General features: G+C 37.1%; 12 protein-coding genes. 10 read left to right on the forward strand and 2 right to left on the reverse strand.

The genetic code is table 11. From position 1 onward, the window contains the following. Positions 1-20: 20 nt before the first annotated feature. On the reverse strand, positions 21-1,058 hold the full coding sequence (locus tag BM305_RS09390) for a LacI family DNA-binding transcriptional regulator (protein ID WP_092560445.1): 1,038 nt from the start codon (positions 1,056-1,058) through the stop codon (positions 21-23). A 191-nt stretch (positions 1,059-1,249) separates the two neighbouring features. Here BM305_RS09390 and BM305_RS09395 point away from each other — a divergent pair, with 191 nt between their 5' ends. Continuing rightward, entirely contained in the window at positions 1,250-2,296 is a 1,047-nt protein-coding gene (locus BM305_RS09395) for an Ig-like domain-containing protein (RefSeq protein WP_092560446.1), read from the forward strand. Positions 2,297-2,371: 75 nt separating this feature from the next. Here BM305_RS09395 and BM305_RS09400 read toward each other — a convergent pair whose 3' ends face one another. Then, positions 2,372-4,399, reverse strand: a complete 2,028-nt coding sequence (locus BM305_RS09400; protein WP_092560447.1) for a beta-galactosidase — start codon at positions 4,397-4,399, stop codon at positions 2,372-2,374. Positions 4,400-4,666: 267 nt separating this feature from the next. Between BM305_RS09400 and BM305_RS09405 the strand changes: the two genes are divergently transcribed. The 9 genes from BM305_RS09405 to galT all read left to right on the forward strand — a co-directional run bounded on the left by BM305_RS09405 (position 4,667) and on the right by galT (position 17,636). Next, positions 4,667-5,680 carry a LacI family DNA-binding transcriptional regulator gene (locus BM305_RS09405; protein ID WP_242940508.1) on the forward strand — a complete coding sequence of 338 codons (1,014 nt, stop codon included), beginning with the start codon at positions 4,667-4,669 and terminating at the stop codon, positions 5,678-5,680. 293 nt (positions 5,681-5,973) lie between these two features. Then, the gene (locus BM305_RS09410; RefSeq protein WP_092560448.1) at positions 5,974-7,281 is read left to right on the forward strand and encodes an extracellular solute-binding protein; all 1,308 of its coding nucleotides are present in this window, start codon (positions 5,974-5,976) and stop codon (positions 7,279-7,281) included. Positions 7,282-7,374: 93 nt separating this feature from the next. Further along, a complete protein-coding gene (locus BM305_RS09415; RefSeq protein ID WP_092560449.1) occupies positions 7,375-8,802 on the forward strand; it encodes a carbohydrate ABC transporter permease in 1,428 nt (475 codons plus the stop codon). Beyond that, the gene (locus tag BM305_RS09420; protein WP_092560450.1) at positions 8,802-9,641 is read left to right on the forward strand and encodes a sugar ABC transporter permease; all 840 of its coding nucleotides are present in this window, start codon (positions 8,802-8,804) and stop codon (positions 9,639-9,641) included. The genes BM305_RS09415 and BM305_RS09420 overlap by 1 nt, the downstream gene beginning before the upstream one ends. Before the next feature lie 55 nt (positions 9,642-9,696). After that, on the forward strand, positions 9,697-11,544 hold the full coding sequence (locus BM305_RS09425; protein WP_092560451.1) for a hypothetical protein: 1,848 nt from the start codon (positions 9,697-9,699) through the stop codon (positions 11,542-11,544). Beyond that, positions 11,517-11,729, forward strand: coding sequence for a hypothetical protein (locus BM305_RS09430; RefSeq protein ID WP_092560452.1), 213 nt, complete (start codon positions 11,517-11,519; stop codon positions 11,727-11,729). Before BM305_RS09425 ends, BM305_RS09430 begins: the two co-directional genes overlap by 28 nt. A 24-nt stretch (positions 11,730-11,753) precedes the next feature. After that, positions 11,754-12,869 carry a glycoside hydrolase family 53 protein gene (locus BM305_RS09435; protein WP_092560453.1) on the forward strand — a complete coding sequence of 372 codons (1,116 nt, stop codon included), beginning with the start codon at positions 11,754-11,756 and terminating at the stop codon, positions 12,867-12,869. A 77-nt stretch (positions 12,870-12,946) separates the two neighbouring features. After that, a complete protein-coding gene (locus BM305_RS19650) occupies positions 12,947-16,078 on the forward strand; it encodes a glycosyl hydrolase 53 family protein (protein ID WP_177214662.1) in 3,132 nt (1,043 codons plus the stop codon). 37 nt (positions 16,079-16,115) lie between these two features. After that, entirely contained in the window at positions 16,116-17,636 is a 1,521-nt protein-coding gene (galT, locus tag BM305_RS09445) for a UDP-glucose--hexose-1-phosphate uridylyltransferase (protein WP_092560455.1), read from the forward strand. The last annotated feature ends 57 nt before the right edge of the window (positions 17,637-17,693 follow it).

Raw genomic sequence — 17,693 nt, forward strand, 5'->3', positions numbered from 1 at the left:
TTATAAAACGGCCGTTTTCGCTAAAGAAGACGGCCAGTGCTATTTCGAATAATTAAATTAGTCTTTAAAGTAATTTTGCAATCTGGCTTTGGCATAGAGGAATCAGTATTATATGCAATAATTTTCTTGGCATAGTCCATAGCAGTCAATGCAATCTCGTCTTTCGGTAATGCAATAGTAGTTAGTGAATTAGAAGGACTGGCTGAAAAGAAAAGATTATCATGTCCCATAACCGATACTTTTTTTCCAATTGCAATACCGTGAATTTTTAAAGCTTCAATTACACCAGACGCCATTAGATCACTGGCACACCAGATGCCAGTAGGAAGCTGGTTTCTGGAAATTAATTGCTCTGTCAAAGAAAATCCAGCTTGAAAGGTATCGGTGTTTTCTCCATTCCAATAAATCAAAGGTTCTAAACCACGTTCTTCCATTGCATCTAGATATCCATTTTTCTTTAACTGAAGAGTTTTATTATCTGGAAAATATAAAAAAAGTGCAATTTTCCTATGTCCTAAATGATAAAGGTGTTCAACGGCAATTTTTCCACTGTTATAGAAATCAGGCAAAATGTAGTTTTCAACGGAGGTTCCAGTTTTTCCACCAATAAAGATAATAGGTACCAGGCCGTCACATATTTCTTTGATATGTGAGACATCGCTGGTACAAGAGGCAATCACAAGAGCGCCAACTCTGTTTTCACACATCATTTTACAATATAAAGCTTCTAATTCGGTACTCCTGTTACAGCTTCCTAGTAATAAACAAAGTTTTTCATGGGCAGCCAGTTCTGATAAGGAATTGATCACTTCGTTGTAGGCTGTTTCAGAACCAAGAGTAGGAACTATCATCCCAATAGAGGCAGGTGTCTGAAGTGCAAGATTTCGTGCGGCCAGATTAGGCGTATAGCCTATTTCTCTGGCAATTTGCTTTACTTTGGTTTTAGTAGACTCAGAAATGCAGGAAAAATCCCGGAGAGCCTGTGAAACTGTTACGTGAGATACACCGGCTATTTTTGCGATATCTTTTATAGTTGGTCTCTTTTCCTTTTTTGTCATAATATCCACTTTCTTTTTAATATAATTCTAACAAACAATTTACAAAAATAAAGTATTTGTAGTATATCATAAAGAAAACAACGATACAATAGTGATTTAGCATTTCAGTTGACATGAAAAATAAAATATGCTATATTTTATCTAAACGTGTAAGAGAAAGATTTAACAAATGAAATAGGAGGAGAATTAAAATGTTTAATCAAAAATTGAAAAGAATGGGTATGTTATGCCTAACATTTGGTATGGTATTAACAGCAGGAGTATTTGGAAAAAGTGCAGGGGTAAGTGCAGCAGGATATAGCAAGGATGATGCAGAAGAAGTTACCTTTGGAGAAAAAATTGAGGATGCCATTTCTGAAAAGGCTGAGGAAGACTGGTATTGCTTTACTACGTCTACTTCAGATAGTGGAGCAAATTCATGGTATTCATTTACTATGATGTATAAGAATAAGGCAGGAAGTGGTGGTGCGCCAACACTTTACCTTTATGATGAAGATGAAGAGGAAATAGGAGAGTTAGTGATATATAGCTCTAATAGCAATAAAACAAAGTATTATAACCTTGAGCAGGATAAGACTTATTACATGAAAATTGCCTCTGAATATAAAAATGATACAGCTGATTATATCTTTACTGTTGAAGAATTGCAGGATGAAGCAGGAGATGCATTGGAGACTGCAAATACATTAGAAAAAAATACTACCAACCGTTTTGAGATGCAGGCACCTGGTGATGAAGACTGGTTTTATGTAGAATCTGATACACTGCATCCTGTTCTTACCATAAAAAGTACCAACGTGCCTTCTGTCGATATTCGAATTTATGATATTGATGGAATAGAGTTGGATTCTTTTGCTGTTTATGCAAAGGGAAGTCAATCAAAATCATTGTCCTTGACAGAAAATTGTTTTTACATCAGAGTTTACACTTATTTTAATGGAGATGAAGATTTGGGTAACTACACAATTTCTCTTTCGGACAAAGTAAATGTAACGAAGGTGACTTTGAATAAATCTAAGGTGACATTGAAAAAAGGCAAATCCGTTACTTTAAAAGCTAAGGTAACACCAAGCTCAGCATCTAATAAAAAGGTGACTTGGAAGTCTTCTAATTCTCGTATAGCAACAGTAAGCAGCACAGGAAAAGTTACTGCCAAAAGAGCTGGAAAAGTAACGATTACATGTACGACTAAGGATGGAAGTAAAAAGAAAGCTACTTGTAAGATTACAGTAAAATAGTATTGCATCCTATCACATCCCAGATTAGCTGATGACCGCTGTCTGGGATGTTTTTATGGAAAATTGCGGGTATTGTTATAAAGAGGAGCTGGTTTTCAGAATAATTAAATTCCATGGTTCCAAAGTATAGGTTGTTCCAGGCTCAATATCCTCATTACAAAGCCTTTTGTTTTTCAGCAGTATAGTTCCTTTGTTTCCTTGGTAAAGAAAGGGAGCAGGTTGATCAGAGTAATTAAGGTAATAAATAATTTCCTCATTTCGTTCATTGAAGCCTTTCTTTATGATAATAGGATATTGATTTTCTGCTGGAGAAATGCTGATCTCTTGTAATAAGTGAAGTAATAATTTTTCCAGGGAGTTACCATCAAAATAGCAGCCAAGGTAGGTTGCAGTTCCTTTTCCATAATAATTATGGGTAATAGCCGCATATTTCTGATAGTGAGGATGGTGATAAGAAGCCCATATCTCGGCGGTATCGGGGCAGAGCAGTTCCATCCAGTAGAGTGGATAAGTATCCTTTGGCAGCTTGGAGCTCTCTAAGCTTACCTGATGTGGAAGGGTAAACTGTTGATAGGACATACCAAAACATTCAGTTAACAGATGAGGCTGGCGGTCGTCATATACTTTCAGGGATGGATCCGAAAAACCCGTTTTGAAGGTAGAAAGAAGGTGGCCGCCATTTTTTACATATCCATCCAGATGTAAAAGAGTTGTTTCCGATGCACTATAGAGGGCAGGAACTACAATGAGTTTGTATTTGTTTAATTCTTTCTCGGAGCTATGAATAATATCACATTCTACATTTATGTTGTAGAAAGCATCATAAAGCCAGCGTAAAATATCATTGTATTTCAGTTGTTCGTGAATAGGAAACCATTTCATCCCAGAAAGAGCGTTGTTGTCAATCATAATAGCAACATCACATACCTTGTTCAAATTTTTCAGGGAAGAACCAATGGCAGACCATTCCTGGCCAAATTGGCAAAGCTCATGGTACGTTGGGTTTTCATCAAGATCGTGGCTCAAAATACCTTTCCAGTATGTTTCCAGAGAATTATGAATAGAATGCCAGTGCCAGTACATGACAGAATTAGCCCCATTAGCAAGATGACTATATGCCTGAAGCCTAAGCTGTCCTTCATAGGGAAGCCAGCTTAGATTTCCCTGTGCTTGTGTTTCCAAAATAAGATAATTATTACCGCCGTTATAGCGGGCTACTCCGCGTCCAATGGAGCCGCCAAAGGCTATTTCTTTTCCAGTCAATTCATGGCGGGACGGGTGGTAAATATCGAAACCAGGTATCGTAAGTGCTTTTGCTGCTTCAAATTGATTTACTTCAGGCTGTAAGCCAAAAGAATAATCTCTCCAGTCATAGTCAAAATTTTGCGTGATAAATTGTTCTGGTCGCTTGTATTCGGATACAATTTCTGCCTGCCAGGAAAGAAAATCTGTCACTAATTTTCGCTGAAATTTTTCATATTCGGCTCCAAGGCTGGCATTAATCGTCCCACGAATGTCAGGAAAATCCCTCCAGCTGTTTATCTGGTTACTCCAGTAGGTAAGTCCAAACTCTTTATTCAGGTGGTCAATATTCGGATATTTGTTTTTTAAATAATCAATGAACTGTGTCTGAGCTGTAACAGAGCAGGTATCATATGATTTTGTTTCGTTATCCAGTTGAAAACCAATTACATTTTCATAATCCTTTACCTGTTCCATTAGGCTGCGTATTATACGTTCCGCATAAAACAAATAATGAGGATTGGTAATGTCCATATTTTGTCTGTGTCCATACCTGGAAATTCCGTTGTGTGTTTCAGCAAGTATATCGGGATGCTTTTTAACAAGCCAGGCAGGAACTGCATAGGTAGGTGTCCCAATAATAACTTGGATATCATATTTGGAAGCGGCCTGTATTACCTGATGAAGAACAGAAAAATCATATACATTGTCCTGTGGTTCCCATGTACTCCAGGTTGATTCTGCAATGCGTATTACATTGATATAAGCACATTTCATCATCTTCATGTCTTCCTCAATCCGTTCATAAGGCATATACTCAGCATAATAGGCTGTACCTAGAAGTAAATTGTCTATTTTCATAAAAATCTCCTATCAAATTGATGTGTAAAGTAACTGTTGCCAGGTTGAACAACCGATTGCGCGTATAAACATTATATCATGTTATCTCACAAGAGACAAGGCAATACATAATACTATTTTTATATGGGCATTACTAATAAATATTTATTGCGCAAAAAAAGCGCAACACTATTGACAAGTTGCAAAAGCTTTGGTACGGTTAAAGAGAAATATTTTTTGTGAAATGAAAATGACCATGAAGTGTCTTGGTGTACAGGAGAAGGGAAAATGGAAAATAAAATGAGTGATAGAACTAACACGACAATTGGAGATGTTGCAGAAGCTCTTGGAGTATCAAAAACCACAGTATCTCGTGCTATATCTGGCAAGGGGAGAATTAGTCCAGCTACTAGAAACAAAGTGTTAGAGTATATAGAGAAGCATAACTTTAAACCCAATACAATTGCCAAAGGACTTGCTCAGTCAAAAACATTTAATATCTGCGTGACAATTCCAGTTGAATGTGGAGTGACAGAACAGGTGTTTTTCCAAACGGTTCTGGTGGGCATGTGCAATTATTTGTCAGCAAGGGATTATGATGTGGTAGTAGCTGATATTGCAGAAAATGATATATCAAATCTGGAACGGATTATATCAAATCGAAAGGTTGATGGGGTGATTGTTACCCGTACATTAATCGATGGAAACATAGTGGAGTATTTGAAAGCAACGAAGATTCCTTTTGTGACGCTGGGGCTGTATCCCGATGATGAGGTTGTACAGATTGATGCCAATCATACAGAAGGCTGCGGTGAATTGGTGTCCTTTTTGCTTATGAGAGGCTTTCGCAGGCTGGCATTGCTGGGAGGAAATACAAAACACATTGTAACAGAGAGCCGTTACAGAGGGTTTGAAAATGCACACAAACAGGCGGGTTTGGCTGTTGACCGAACATTGGTATATGAGAATATGATAAATGATGTGGTAATTGAAAAAGCAATCGATGATATTCTGAAGAAAAAAGCAGATTGTATTTTATGTATGGACGATAATATTTGCAATACAGTGCTTCACAAATTCAATAAAGAGGGCATACGTATTCCAGAAGATATTAAAATAGCGTCTTTTTTTAACAGCATTCTTCTGGAAAATAATCATCCGTCTATTAGCTGCGTGGATTTTGATACGACAGAAGAGGGGATGCTGGCGGGTAAACTTATATTGGATCTGCTGGATGGAGAAGAGGTTCCAACGGTAACAAGGCTGGGGTATCAGGTGATTTTAAAGGATTCAACAAAATAAACAATGTATAGTTGCGCAAACGGTTGTTATTAGAAAAATAATAACTGTTTGCGCTTTTTTTTATTGTGCAATATGTATACAAAAAAAACTTTTAAAAGATAAAAAATATACATTGACAATAACAAAATGATCTGATATGCTAGATTTATAGAACAACCGATTGCGCAATTAAAAATCAAGGAAGGTTGTTTTGACCGGTTAGAGTAGTAATCATGTTTCAAGGTTATAATTACTAACAAAGGCACGATACGATTTTTAACTAGCAGGACAAATGATCTATGGAGGGAAAAAAGATGAGAAAAAAATTATTAACAGCTCTATTATCCGCTACACTTATTGTAGCTTCATTAACAGGTTGCGGAAATAAAGGGAATGACTCAGCAGATACTACCGAAAAAGCAAATCAGACAGAAGCTGCAAGCCAAACAGAAACAGAGGCACCTGCTGAATTAGAAAATGTAAAGCTTACTGTATGGGGTTCTGAAGAAGACCAGTCAATGCTTCAGACAATGATTGAAGGATTTAAAGAAGCATATGCAGATAAAGCGGTTTTTGATATTTCACTTGGGGTGGAATCAGAGTCTACGGCAAAGGATACTGTTTTAACTGATATTGAATCAGCAGCGGACGTATTTGCTTTTGCAGATGATCAATTAAATGAATTAGTATCAGCTGGTGCATTACAGCCGATTTCGATTAATACAGATGCTGTAATTGAAGCGTGTGGTGGAGCTGAGTCAGGAAGTGTTCAGGCAGCTACAGCAGATGGGACATTATATGCATATCCAATGACAGCAGATAATGGGTATTTTATGTTCTATAATAAAGAATACTTTTCCGAAACAGATGTACAAAGCTTTGATAAAATGATGGAAGTTGCTGCAAATGCTGGCAAAAAAGTCACTATGAAAATGGATGATGGATGGTATTTATATTCATTCTTTAAAGGTGCTGGATTAAATCTGGGTCTTGCTGAAGATGGTGTAAATAATGTTTGTGACTGGAATGCTACAGATGGTAAATATTCTGGTGTAGATGTTACAGAAGCATTACTTAATATTGCAAAAAATCCTGGTTTTGTAAGCTTGGCAGATGAAGCATTTGTTACAGGTGTTCAGGATGGTTCTATTATTGCAGGTGTAAATGGTACTTGGAATGCAACTGTTGCAAAAGAAACATGGGGCGAAAACTATGCTGCAACTAAACTTCCTACTTATACATTAGCAGGAGATCAGGTTCAGATGTCATCTTTTGCAGGTTATAAATTAATTGGTGTAAATGCATATTCAGATAATGCAGGTTATGCAATGTTATTAGGTGAATGGCTGACCAACTACGATAATCAGGTTCTTCGTTTTGAAACCAGAGGCCTTGGACCAGCTAACGTAGAAGCAGCAGCCTCTGAATCAGTACAATCCGATCCAGCAATTGCAGCACTAGCACAGCAATCACAATATGCAACGGTACAACGTGTAGGTGGAAACTACTGGAGTCCAGCAGAAACGTTTGGAGCAATCATTGTTGCAGGAAATGAAAAAGGAACGGATCTTCAAAAACTTGTGGACAATATGGTTGAAGGTATTGTAGCACCAATTCAATAATACAAATGACCTATGTGCCAAGGAACAACAAGCATATAGGTCGTTTTTAACTAAAACAAATCAAATAAAGCAACTCTACAAAGGAGTTTTGTTATGAAAAATATAGGCAGAAAAATTGCAAAATTTTTTAGTGATATAGGGAATGCTGTTGTAAAAGGAGATATCTTTGTAAAATTGTCACTGCTTATTATGGGAGCAGGTTATTTTGGCAGAAAGCAGTATATAAAAGGTATTATTACAACAATATTTCAGGCGGCAGCAGCACTTTTTACAGTAATCGTAGCGATACCGTATATCTCTAAATTTTCTACGCTGGGAACCGTTGAGCGTGAAATGGTATTTAACATTGATACTATGAAGAATGAAGTAAATAACTATGACCATTCATTTAAAATATTACTGTTTGGTATGATTGGTATTATAGCAATTGTAGTATTTGTTTTTCTCTATTTATGGAACATTATTAAGGTAAGAGAACTTCAAATCCTTTCCCAAAGGGGAAAACATATTAATAGCTTTCGTGAGGATGTAAGAGCATTATTGAATCAAAAATTTCATATTACATTACTCTTTTTCCCGTTCTTAGGAATCACTTTATTTACTATAATTCCGTTATTAGTAATGATTATGGTAGCGTTTACCAACTATGACCAGAATCATATGCCGCCATCGTCATTGTTTACCTGGGTAGGATTTAACAACTTTAAACAGCTGTTTACGTCAACAATATCTGTAACCTTTGGATATTCCTTTACAAAAATATTAATTTGGACTTTGATCTGGGCATTCTTTGCAACTTTTACAACTTATATTGGTGGTATTTTGCTTGCAATGCTTATCAATGACAAGAAAACAAAAGCAAAAAAATTGTGGAGGACGTTATTTATTATTGCAATTGCAGTTCCGCAGTTTGTAACATTACTTCTGGTTCGTAACTTCTTTGCAGATTTAGGTATTGTTAATACAATATGTTCTAAAATTGGTCTTACCGATTTCTTAAAAACAATTGGATTAGTTAAGGATAGTCTTACATATATCCCGTTCTTATCCGATCCAAATTGGGCAAAGGTAATGATTATTCTAATAAATATGTGGATTGGTATTCCTTATTTAATGCTGATAGCAACTGGCGTATTAATGAATATTCCAGCAGACTTAAAGGAAAGTGCCAAAATTGATGGTGCCAATGGAATACAGATTTTCTTTAAAATTACTATGCCATATATGCTGTTTGTAACAGGTCCTTATTTAGTAACTTCATTTGTGGCAAATATAAATAACTTCAATGTAATTTATCTGTTAACACAAGATGTTTTTGTTACTCATAATCAGTATCTGGCGAATTCAAATGCAAAGGAAACCGACTTGCTGGTAACCTGGCTTTACCGCTTAACACAGGAATATTACAACTATAAAATGGCATCAGTTATCGGTATTGTCGTATTCATCATTTGTGCTACATTTACATTGTTTGCATTTAATTCTATGATAAAAGGTGACAAGGAGGAGGAATTTCAATAATGAATAAATTAAATTCAATAATTAGACACGCGTTTTTAACCTTCCTTGCCATTATCTGGCTGATACCAATTATCTGGCTGGTGTGTACTTCACTAAGTGGATATCCAGGAATTAATATAAGTAAATTTTTCCCGGACACATGGACGCTGAATAACTATAAATTGCTTTTATGGGATGTTGATACCGTATCACAATTTCCTAGGTGGTTCATGAATACATTGACCATTGCCATTTTTTCTTGTATGATTTCCAGCTCATTTGTGTTGATGGTTAGTTACGCTATGAGTTGTATGCGTTTCAATATGAGAAAGCCACTTATGAACTTAATGGTAATTTTAAATCTTTTTCCAGGGTTTTTATCTATGATAGCAGTGTATTTTATCTTAAAATCATTTAACCTGACAAACAGCCATATTGGATTAATTTTAATTTATTCTGGCAGCTCAGGTTTGGGATATTTAGTTGCCAAAGGATTTTTTGATACAGTTCCAGTTCCTTTGCGAGAAGCGGCAAAGCTGGAAGGTGCTTCTGAAGCAAAGGTGTTTTTGAAAATTGTACTTCCGCTGTCAAGACCGATTATTGTATATACTGTAATAAGTTCTTTTCTGGCACCTTGGATGGATTTCATTTTTGCAAAAATCATATTAAATTCAGGTATTTCATCAGATTGGACAGTGTCCATTGGACTTTACAGTATGTTGGAAAAAACATTAATTAATAGTTACTTTGCACGCTTTTGTGCAGGTGGTGTATTGATTTCCATACCAATTTCAATTCTGTTTATTATTATGCAGAAATTCTATGTGGAAGGTATTACGGGCGGTTCTGTAAAGGGATAATTGAAAAGTTTATTTCTTGCTAAAAATATTTTGACTATAAAGGAGTATTTAAAACATGGACAAATTTGTTGTTAACATAATCCATCGTCCTGAGATGGTTCCGGAATATGCGGAAAAAGTGACAGGGCATGGTAAAGAAGAAGATATTAGTAGGGAAAATCTGCTTACAGAATCCTTAGATATTTTTAAATTACAGCAGGAGACGGCACATAAGAATGGTTTAAAAACCACAATCCAAATGACCTATGCGAGTCTGTTTAATGAAGAAGCAATTGCTTTAGCAAAGCAGGATCACGAAACCTATGGAGATGAAATCGCACTTTCTTTGCTAGGTCTTCCTTGTAAAGAATTTCGTGATAAATATAAAACAAAAGATTTTTGCATCTGGATGTTTTCTATGGAAGATAAAAAATCAATTGTAGAAGATGTCTTTGAAAAATTTTATGAAATTTTTGGATTTTATCCAGAATCAACAGGATCTTATTATATGGATGCGGAACTGACGAATTTTATTAAAGAAAAATATCCTACTGTAAAATGTGCAGTCGCTACCTGTTGGGAAGAAGGACCAAAGGCATATCATACCTGCAACAACTCATGGTATACGCTATTTGATGGAGGCCCATGGAACCCATGGATTCCTTCAAAACAGAATACCCATGCACCTGCTGCAAATGAAGCAGAGGACAGTGGAATTGTAGCAATACCACATCTTTCCAGGGATTTGCTTGCCTGCTACGATGGAAATGGGTCAAATTTTGGTACTCATCCACAAAATGTTTTAAGAGGTATGATTTACAGGGATGGCGAATATCCGTATTTGTATAATTTAATTGACCAATATCGTTCTCTTGAAAAATACAACAACGGTTATTCTTATAATATGATGTTTGTAGGACCAGGCTGGTTAAATAAAATGGGACGGTGGGAAGCACCTTATGAGCTTTTGAAAAAATCTTATGAAGATGGAATGGCTTATTATGGGCAGCTGAAAAAAGAAGGAAAGCTTGACGATATGACAATGGCTGAATTTGCAGACTACTATCGTGAAAAGAAAACTTATACAGAACCAGAATGTGCCTTATGGAAAGATATTTTATATGGATCTGAAAAGCAACTGTTCTGGTACTGTGATCCATTTATGCGTGCTTGTGTCAATATGGATCAGGGTGGTGCCATTGTGGATTTAAGACCTTATGCAGCTAAGCTGAAATGGGAGGTTGGTATTGGGACAAAGCATGTGCAGGATGCGTCCTATCCATTTCTTATTCAAGAAAAATACCGTGCTGGATATTTTACCCATTATGCTGGAGAGGGTACAGTTCGTAGTGCAAAGTTAACTTATAATGGAGAAGAAGTGGATCTTTGCCTTTGCCGGACAAAAGCAAAATTTAGTGAAGAAGCTGTTGAAAATGGTAGAAAAATAAGAATTCTTACGCTGGAGCCTGTGGATATTGAGTTTTATAAATTAACGGTAAAGCTTCAGACAAAGATTTATTTTGAAGAAGGAAACTCAGATATTAAAATAGAAAGAACAATTCTAGAAATGAGTGATCCAGACGCAAAAGTGGAATTAAATGAGTACATGGTAGCCTGTTACGGAACAACCGAATATCCAGAAGATATGACACCAATTACATTATCTTGTTTTGGTGAAAAGGAAAAGAAAGAGATTGCTTATGCTTATAAATGCCGTGAGGAAGAATTAGTGGGAGCAAAAAAAGTAGAAGCTGTTATCCCTCCAATTGAAACGAAGGTTTCTATGACAGCAGGTAAAGAGGATGTAAAGGGGTATATAAAAGAGGGATATGCGTTCTCACCAATGTTTACAATAGGCTATACAACAACTTTGTCAGACAAGGAGGTATTTGCATCATGGCTCAAGCTGGAAAAGGCAGATTAAATTACAGATGTCCATCTTGCTTTATGAGGGATTTGGACATTGATATGTTTTATGATAAAGAAAAAGACGAATATTATTGTTTAAGATGCCAGTACACAGGAAAAGAAGAAGATGTACTAGAGAAGAATGAAATGGCAAGATTTCGTTATCGTTCTATGATGAAGCGGATTACACAATTTGATTAAGGATAGTAGAAGGAAAGGCTGGATATGAAGAAATTTATAAAAGGTATGGATATCTCTACACTGAAGGAGATTGAAAGTCTTGGCGGTAAATTTTATGATAATGGAATAGAAAAAGATGCTCTTGCTATTTTGCAAAGCTATGGGGCTAATGCTGTCCGCCTTCGATTATGGAATGATCCATATTCGGAGGAGGGAATGCCTTATGGTGCAGGTACAAATGATCTTTTGGTTACCATTGAGCTTGCAAAAAGGGCATTAGCCAGAAGAATGGATTTTTTGCTTGACTTTCACTATAGTGATTTCTGGACGGATCCTGGAAAACAGTATATTCCAAAGGCTTGGACTGGCTATACGACAGAAGAACTGGAGGATGCGGTTTTTTCTTATACGAAAGAAACCATGAGTACCTTAAAGGAAGAAGGGGCATTCCCAACGATGGTTCAGATTGGAAATGAATTGTCCAATGGACTTTTGTGGCCACATGGAAAAGTTCCGAATTATGATAACATTGCACGTTTTGTAAATGCTGGAATCAGAGGAGTAAGAGAAATTGATAAAGAGATTCCGATTATGATTCATCTAGACAACGGTGGTAACAATGCATTGTATCGGGAGTGGTTTGATCACTTTATGGAGCAGGGGGAAGAGTTTCAGGTTATTGGATTGTCCTACTATCCATTTTGGCATGGAACACTGGAGGATCTGGAAAACAACATGAAAGATATTGCAGTCCGTTATCAGAAAGACTTAATAATTGCAGAGGTATCTATGGGATATACACTGGAAGATTATGAGAGTTTTGAAAGGCTCGCACCATATGAAAGAAAAGGAATGGCAACAAAGAAAGAACTTGCTGAAAAGGTTCCTTATCCAATGACACCAGAAGGACAAAGTCATTTTTTAAATGATTTATTTGCATGTATGAAAAGGATTCCTGATGAAAGAGCAACAGGATTTTATTACTGGGAGCCGGCATGGATTCCGGTAGAAGGATCTGGCTGGGCAACCAAGGAATCGTTGGAATATATAAAAGATAAAGGACCTTGCGGAAATGAATGGGCAAATCAGGCATTATTTGATTATCAGGGAAATGCCTTGCCAGCACTGAAGGTAATACGAGATATGGATTTTGACAGGTAGGGAATCTGTATAAGAGTTTTCCTTGTGAAACTCTTGTTGAACTGTTAACTAGGTTTTGTGAAAATGGGGAAATGTGTATGAGACAAAAGAAAAATAAACGGATAATAGCATTAATAATGGCAGCTTTTCTGTGTGTGGTTTCTGTGTTATCTTATCCTGATTTAGTGTCAGTAGAAGCAGAGGATACCAGTCTGATTACCAATGGAAGCTTTGAAGAAAGCATTTGGGATAATAATACATGGGGTGTTTCCTGTGACTGGAATTGTGTAACGGAAGAGAGACAAGCAGGAGATGCATATTTAACAATTCCAGAGGGAAGCTACATGCAGAAGTTCTGGATAAATGAGACAGCAACGGAGACACAGAATATTTATCTGACACAGACAATCAGTTCTTTGGCAGCAGGAACGTATACTTTAACAGGAAAGACAATGGGTGCACCATCTGTAACAACAAACTTTTATACAGCAGATGCCAGTGGAGCAGAAGTGACTGTGTCAGGATGGAATACATGGAGTGATTTTTCCATGGAATTTACACTGAATACAGCGGTAACTGACTATACAATAGGAATACTTCTAAAGGGAGATGCTTCCACTACGGTTTGTTTAGATGATATACGTCTTACAACAGGCAGTGTGGGGGAAGTGGATACTTCAGTAGAAGCTGATATTTTTGTAAAGAAAGTAACTGGTATGAGCGAGGATTTTATCAAAGGTGTAGATATTTCTTCTTTTGTTAGTGTAACAGAAAGTGGAGCAACTTTTAAGGATTGGGATGGCAATACCTTGACAGAAGCAGGTTTCTTTGCTTTACTAAAAGAAGCTGGAGTAAACTATGTCCGTATTCGTGTATGGAACAATCCATATGATGCAGAGGGCAATGGTTATGGCGGTGGAAACAATGATGTGGCAAAAGCAGTAAAAATGGGGAAATGGGCGACGGACGCAGGATTAAAAGTATTAGTTGATTATCATTATAGTGATTTCTGGGCGGATCCAGGAAAGCAGAAAGTACCAAAGGCTTGGGCAGGATACACACTGGCTCAAAAAGAAGAGGCAATTAGAACCTTTACCTCTGATTCTATGAGAACATTGTTAGATGGTGGCGTAGATGTAGGAATGGTGCAGATTGGAAATGAGACAAATAATGGTCTTGCAGGTGAAACTTCCACTGTAAACAAATGTGCCTTATTTCAAGCTGGTGCATCGACGATAAGAAGTATTTCAACTGAATACAGTAAAGATATTCTAATTGCATTGCATTTTACAAATCCGGAAACGACTGGAAGATATGCAGGTTATGCAGCCAGCTTAAATTCAAATGGCGTAGATTATGATGTGTTTGCAACTTCTTATTATCCATTCTGGCATGGTTCACTATCAAATTTGACTAGTGTATTAAAAAATGTAGCAGATACGTATGGAAAAAAAGTTATGGTTGCGGAAACCTCATATGCTTATACTTATGAAGATGGAGATGGCCATACAAATAATGTGAGATCTGACAGTACAGGGCTGACAATGGATTATCCTATTTCTGTGCAGGGACAGGCAAATTCTGTCCGTAATGTGATACAGGCAGTGGCTGACATTGGAGAGGCAGGAATTGGTGTATTCTACTGGGAGCCAGCGTGGATTCCGGTACAGGTATATGACAAAACTGCATCTGATGCTGAAACAGTTTTGCAGTCTAACAAGGCAAAGTGGGAAGCGTATGGTTCAGGCTGGGCATCAAGCTATGCTGGAGAATATGATCCAGATGATGCTGGAGTCTGGTATGGTGGTTCTTCTTGGGATAATCAGGCGATGTTTGATTGGCAAGGTAATCCGTTGGCTTCTTTAAATGTATTCAAACATGTGGATACAGGTGCAAAGGCAGAACTTAAAATAGAAGAAATTGAAACTCCACAAGTTAGCGCAACAGAAGGTAGTGAGATTGAGCTTCCAGATACTTTAAAAGTTACTTTTAATACTGGAGATACACAAGACATGTCGGTGACATGGAATGCAAGTGAAATAGCGGCAGCTGAAAGTAGTGGAATTGGTAAGTATCAGATTTCAGGAACTATTTTGCTGGAGGGCGTACCATATGCAGCAGTATGTTCCCTTTCGATTTTAAAAGAAAATCTTTTGGTAAATCCGGGATTTGAAAGTGGCAATACGGGATGGGAATTGTCCGGAGCGGCAGCTTTTATTACAAATGATTCAAATAATGTAAGAACTGGAAATTACTCTTTGAAGTTTTGGGATGACGAAGCAGTAATATACGAAGTTAAACAAACGGTTACGGGACTGGAACCAGGGTATTACCAGCTTAGCGGCTATTTAGAAGGTGGTGATGCGGGTGATACTGCTGTATTTACGTTATATGCAGAAACAGGAGCCAGCACGTATACAAAGGATAGCGGTGTGGCAGGCTGGCAGATTTGGGATAATCCAACTATTACAGATATTCTTGTTGGTGAAGATGGAACGCTGACGGTAGGTGTAACAGCAAGTGCTGCGGCGGGTGCATGGGGCGCATGGGATGACTTTTATTTGTTTAAAACAGATAAAGCCCTTCCAACACCAACGCCAGTAGTGACACCAACGCCAGTAGTGACACCAACGCCAGTAGTGACACCAACGCCAGTAGTGACACCAACGCCAGTAGTGACACCAACGCCAGTAGTGACACCAACGCCAGTAAAAACACCAACGCCAGTAAAAACACCAACGCCAGTAGTAACACCAACGCCAGTAGTAACCCCAACACCATCTCCAAAACCTAGTATCGGAGCAGATGTTGTTGCAAATGGTAATGACTGGACGGGTGGTTATTGCATGAATTTTACTGTAAGTAATACAGGAGATTTACCGATAACAGATTGGAAGCTTACAATAAAAAGCACAAATGTTAAGATTGACAGTATTTGGAATGCAGATGCAAATACATTAAAAAAAGGTGTTTCCATTATACCTGCTAGCTGGTCTAAGACAATTAATAAAAAAGGAAGTATCAGCTTTGGATTTCTTGGCAAAGGGACAATGCCAAAAACTTTAAAATATACTTTAGTTTACGAAGTGAATGGTGTAAAATATTCTGTAAGTGGCGTGTGTTCCACACCACTACAGAAAGAAAATGTATCAACCTGGGTGCAGACTTGTGTTGCAGCTATGTTGACAAAACAAATAAAACAGTACTTCATTTTTCCAAAACGTTCCTAAATTATGACGCAGCGGAAAGAAGCAGAATGGGGGAAATATGATTAGGAAATCTATTATAAAATTAACCGCCTATGGTTTAGCATGCGGATTAATTGAGCCTGAGGACAAACAATATACCATAAATCGTTTATTAGAACTATTTGAATTAGATGAAATCAATCTAGAGGATCAGTTTATTTCAGATAATGATTTGGAAGAAGAAGCACTAGTTGCTGCTTTACCTGAAATTTTAAACGAAATGTTAAAATATGCAGTTGAAGCAGGTATGATAAAGGAAGACGGAGTGGTATACCGGGATTTGTTTGATACAAAGGTAATGGGTACTTTGACTGCAAGGCCAAGTGAAATTATAAGAAAATTCTGGTCCTTATATGAAAAATCACCTCAGGATGCTACTGATTTCTTTTACAAGTTTAGCCAGGATACTGATTATATCAGAAGATATCGTGTATGCAAGGATGAAAAATGGGTTACCAGTACGGAATATGGAGAGCTAGATATTACTATTAATCTCTCCAAACCAGAGAAGGATCCAAAAGCAATTGCTGCGGAGAGAATGGCAAAGCAGAGTGGATATCCAAAGTGTCTCTTGTGTATGGAAAATGAAGGATATGCAGGAAGAATGAATCATCCTGCCAGGCAGAATCACCGGATTATTCCAGTGCAAATAAATGGAAGCCAGTGGGGATTTCAATATTCTCCTTATGTGTATTATAATGAACATTGTATTGTGTTTCATGGAAGGCATGTTCCAATGAAAATTGAAAGAGCTACCTTTTCTAAGCTTTTCGATTTTGTAAAGCAGTTTCCACATTATTTTGTAGGGTCAAATGCAGATTTGCCGATTGTAGGAGGCTCTATTTTAAGCCATGACCATTTTCAGGGAGGTAATTATCAGTTTGCTATGGCAAAGGCAGAGTGCGACCGTTATTTTTCAATAAAGGGTTATGAAGAAGTGAAAGCAGGAATTGTAAATTGGCCTATGTCAGTAATTCGGATAGCGGCTGATAATACAGAAGTGTTGATTGAGTTAGCAGATCAAATTCTAAATAAATGGAGAAGCTATACCGATGAGACAGCGTTTATTTTTGCTGAAACAGATGGCGAAAAGCATAATACGATTACACCGATTGCAAGAAAAAGAGGAAACTTTTTTGAGTTGGATTTAGTGTTAAGAAATAATATTACGACAGAAGAGCATCCTTTAGGTGTATATCATCCTCATGCAAAGCTTCACCATATTAAGAAGGAAAATATAGGTCTTATTGAAGTGATGGGATTAGCAGTTCTTCCAGCCAGGCTGAAAGAAGAAATGGAGTTATTGGAGCAGGCTGTTCTTCAGAACAGTTCAATTTGGGAAAATGAAATTCTAATGAAACATGCAGAATGGGTTGAGGGATTTTTACCGAAATACAAGGAAATAACTGCCTCTAATATCCATGAAATTATTAAAACGGAGATAGGTCTTGTTTTTATGCAGGTTTTAGAAGATGCGGGTGTGTATAAGCGGACAAAAGAAGGACAAGAAGCATTTGACAGATTTATAAAAAACATTTAAAATAATTGATAAAAGTTATTTAGAGAAAGCGGCTGTATCGAAAAACTCATTTATGAG

Origin of the sequence: Anaeromicropila populeti, from assembly GCF_900112775.1 — a bacterium.
Classification (GTDB): Bacteria; Bacillota; Clostridia; order Lachnospirales; family Lachnospiraceae; genus Anaeromicropila_A; species Anaeromicropila_A populeti.

Coding starts and splice junctions, on each gene's coding strand:
- BM305_RS09390 (WP_092560445.1), bottom strand. CDS start 1,058: ATGACAAAAAAGGAAAAGAGACCAACTATAAAAGATATCGCAAAAATA.
- BM305_RS09395 (WP_092560446.1), top strand. CDS start 1,250: ATGTTTAATCAAAAATTGAAAAGAATGGGTATGTTATGCCTAACATTT.
- BM305_RS09400 (WP_092560447.1), bottom strand. CDS start 4,399: ATGAAAATAGACAATTTACTTCTAGGTACAGCCTATTATGCTGAGTAT.
- BM305_RS09405 (WP_242940508.1), top strand. CDS start 4,667: ATGGAAAATAAAATGAGTGATAGAACTAACACGACAATTGGAGATGTT.
- BM305_RS09410 (WP_092560448.1), top strand. CDS start 5,974: ATGAGAAAAAAATTATTAACAGCTCTATTATCCGCTACACTTATTGTA.
- BM305_RS09415 (WP_092560449.1), top strand. CDS start 7,375: ATGAAAAATATAGGCAGAAAAATTGCAAAATTTTTTAGTGATATAGGG.
- BM305_RS09420 (WP_092560450.1), top strand. CDS start 8,802: ATGAATAAATTAAATTCAATAATTAGACACGCGTTTTTAACCTTCCTT.
- BM305_RS09425 (WP_092560451.1), top strand. CDS start 9,697: ATGGACAAATTTGTTGTTAACATAATCCATCGTCCTGAGATGGTTCCG.
- BM305_RS09430 (WP_092560452.1), top strand. CDS start 11,517: ATGGCTCAAGCTGGAAAAGGCAGATTAAATTACAGATGTCCATCTTGC.
- BM305_RS09435 (WP_092560453.1), top strand. CDS start 11,754: ATGAAGAAATTTATAAAAGGTATGGATATCTCTACACTGAAGGAGATT.
- BM305_RS19650 (WP_177214662.1), top strand. CDS start 12,947: ATGAGACAAAAGAAAAATAAACGGATAATAGCATTAATAATGGCAGCT.
- galT (WP_092560455.1), top strand. CDS start 16,116: ATGATTAGGAAATCTATTATAAAATTAACCGCCTATGGTTTAGCATGC.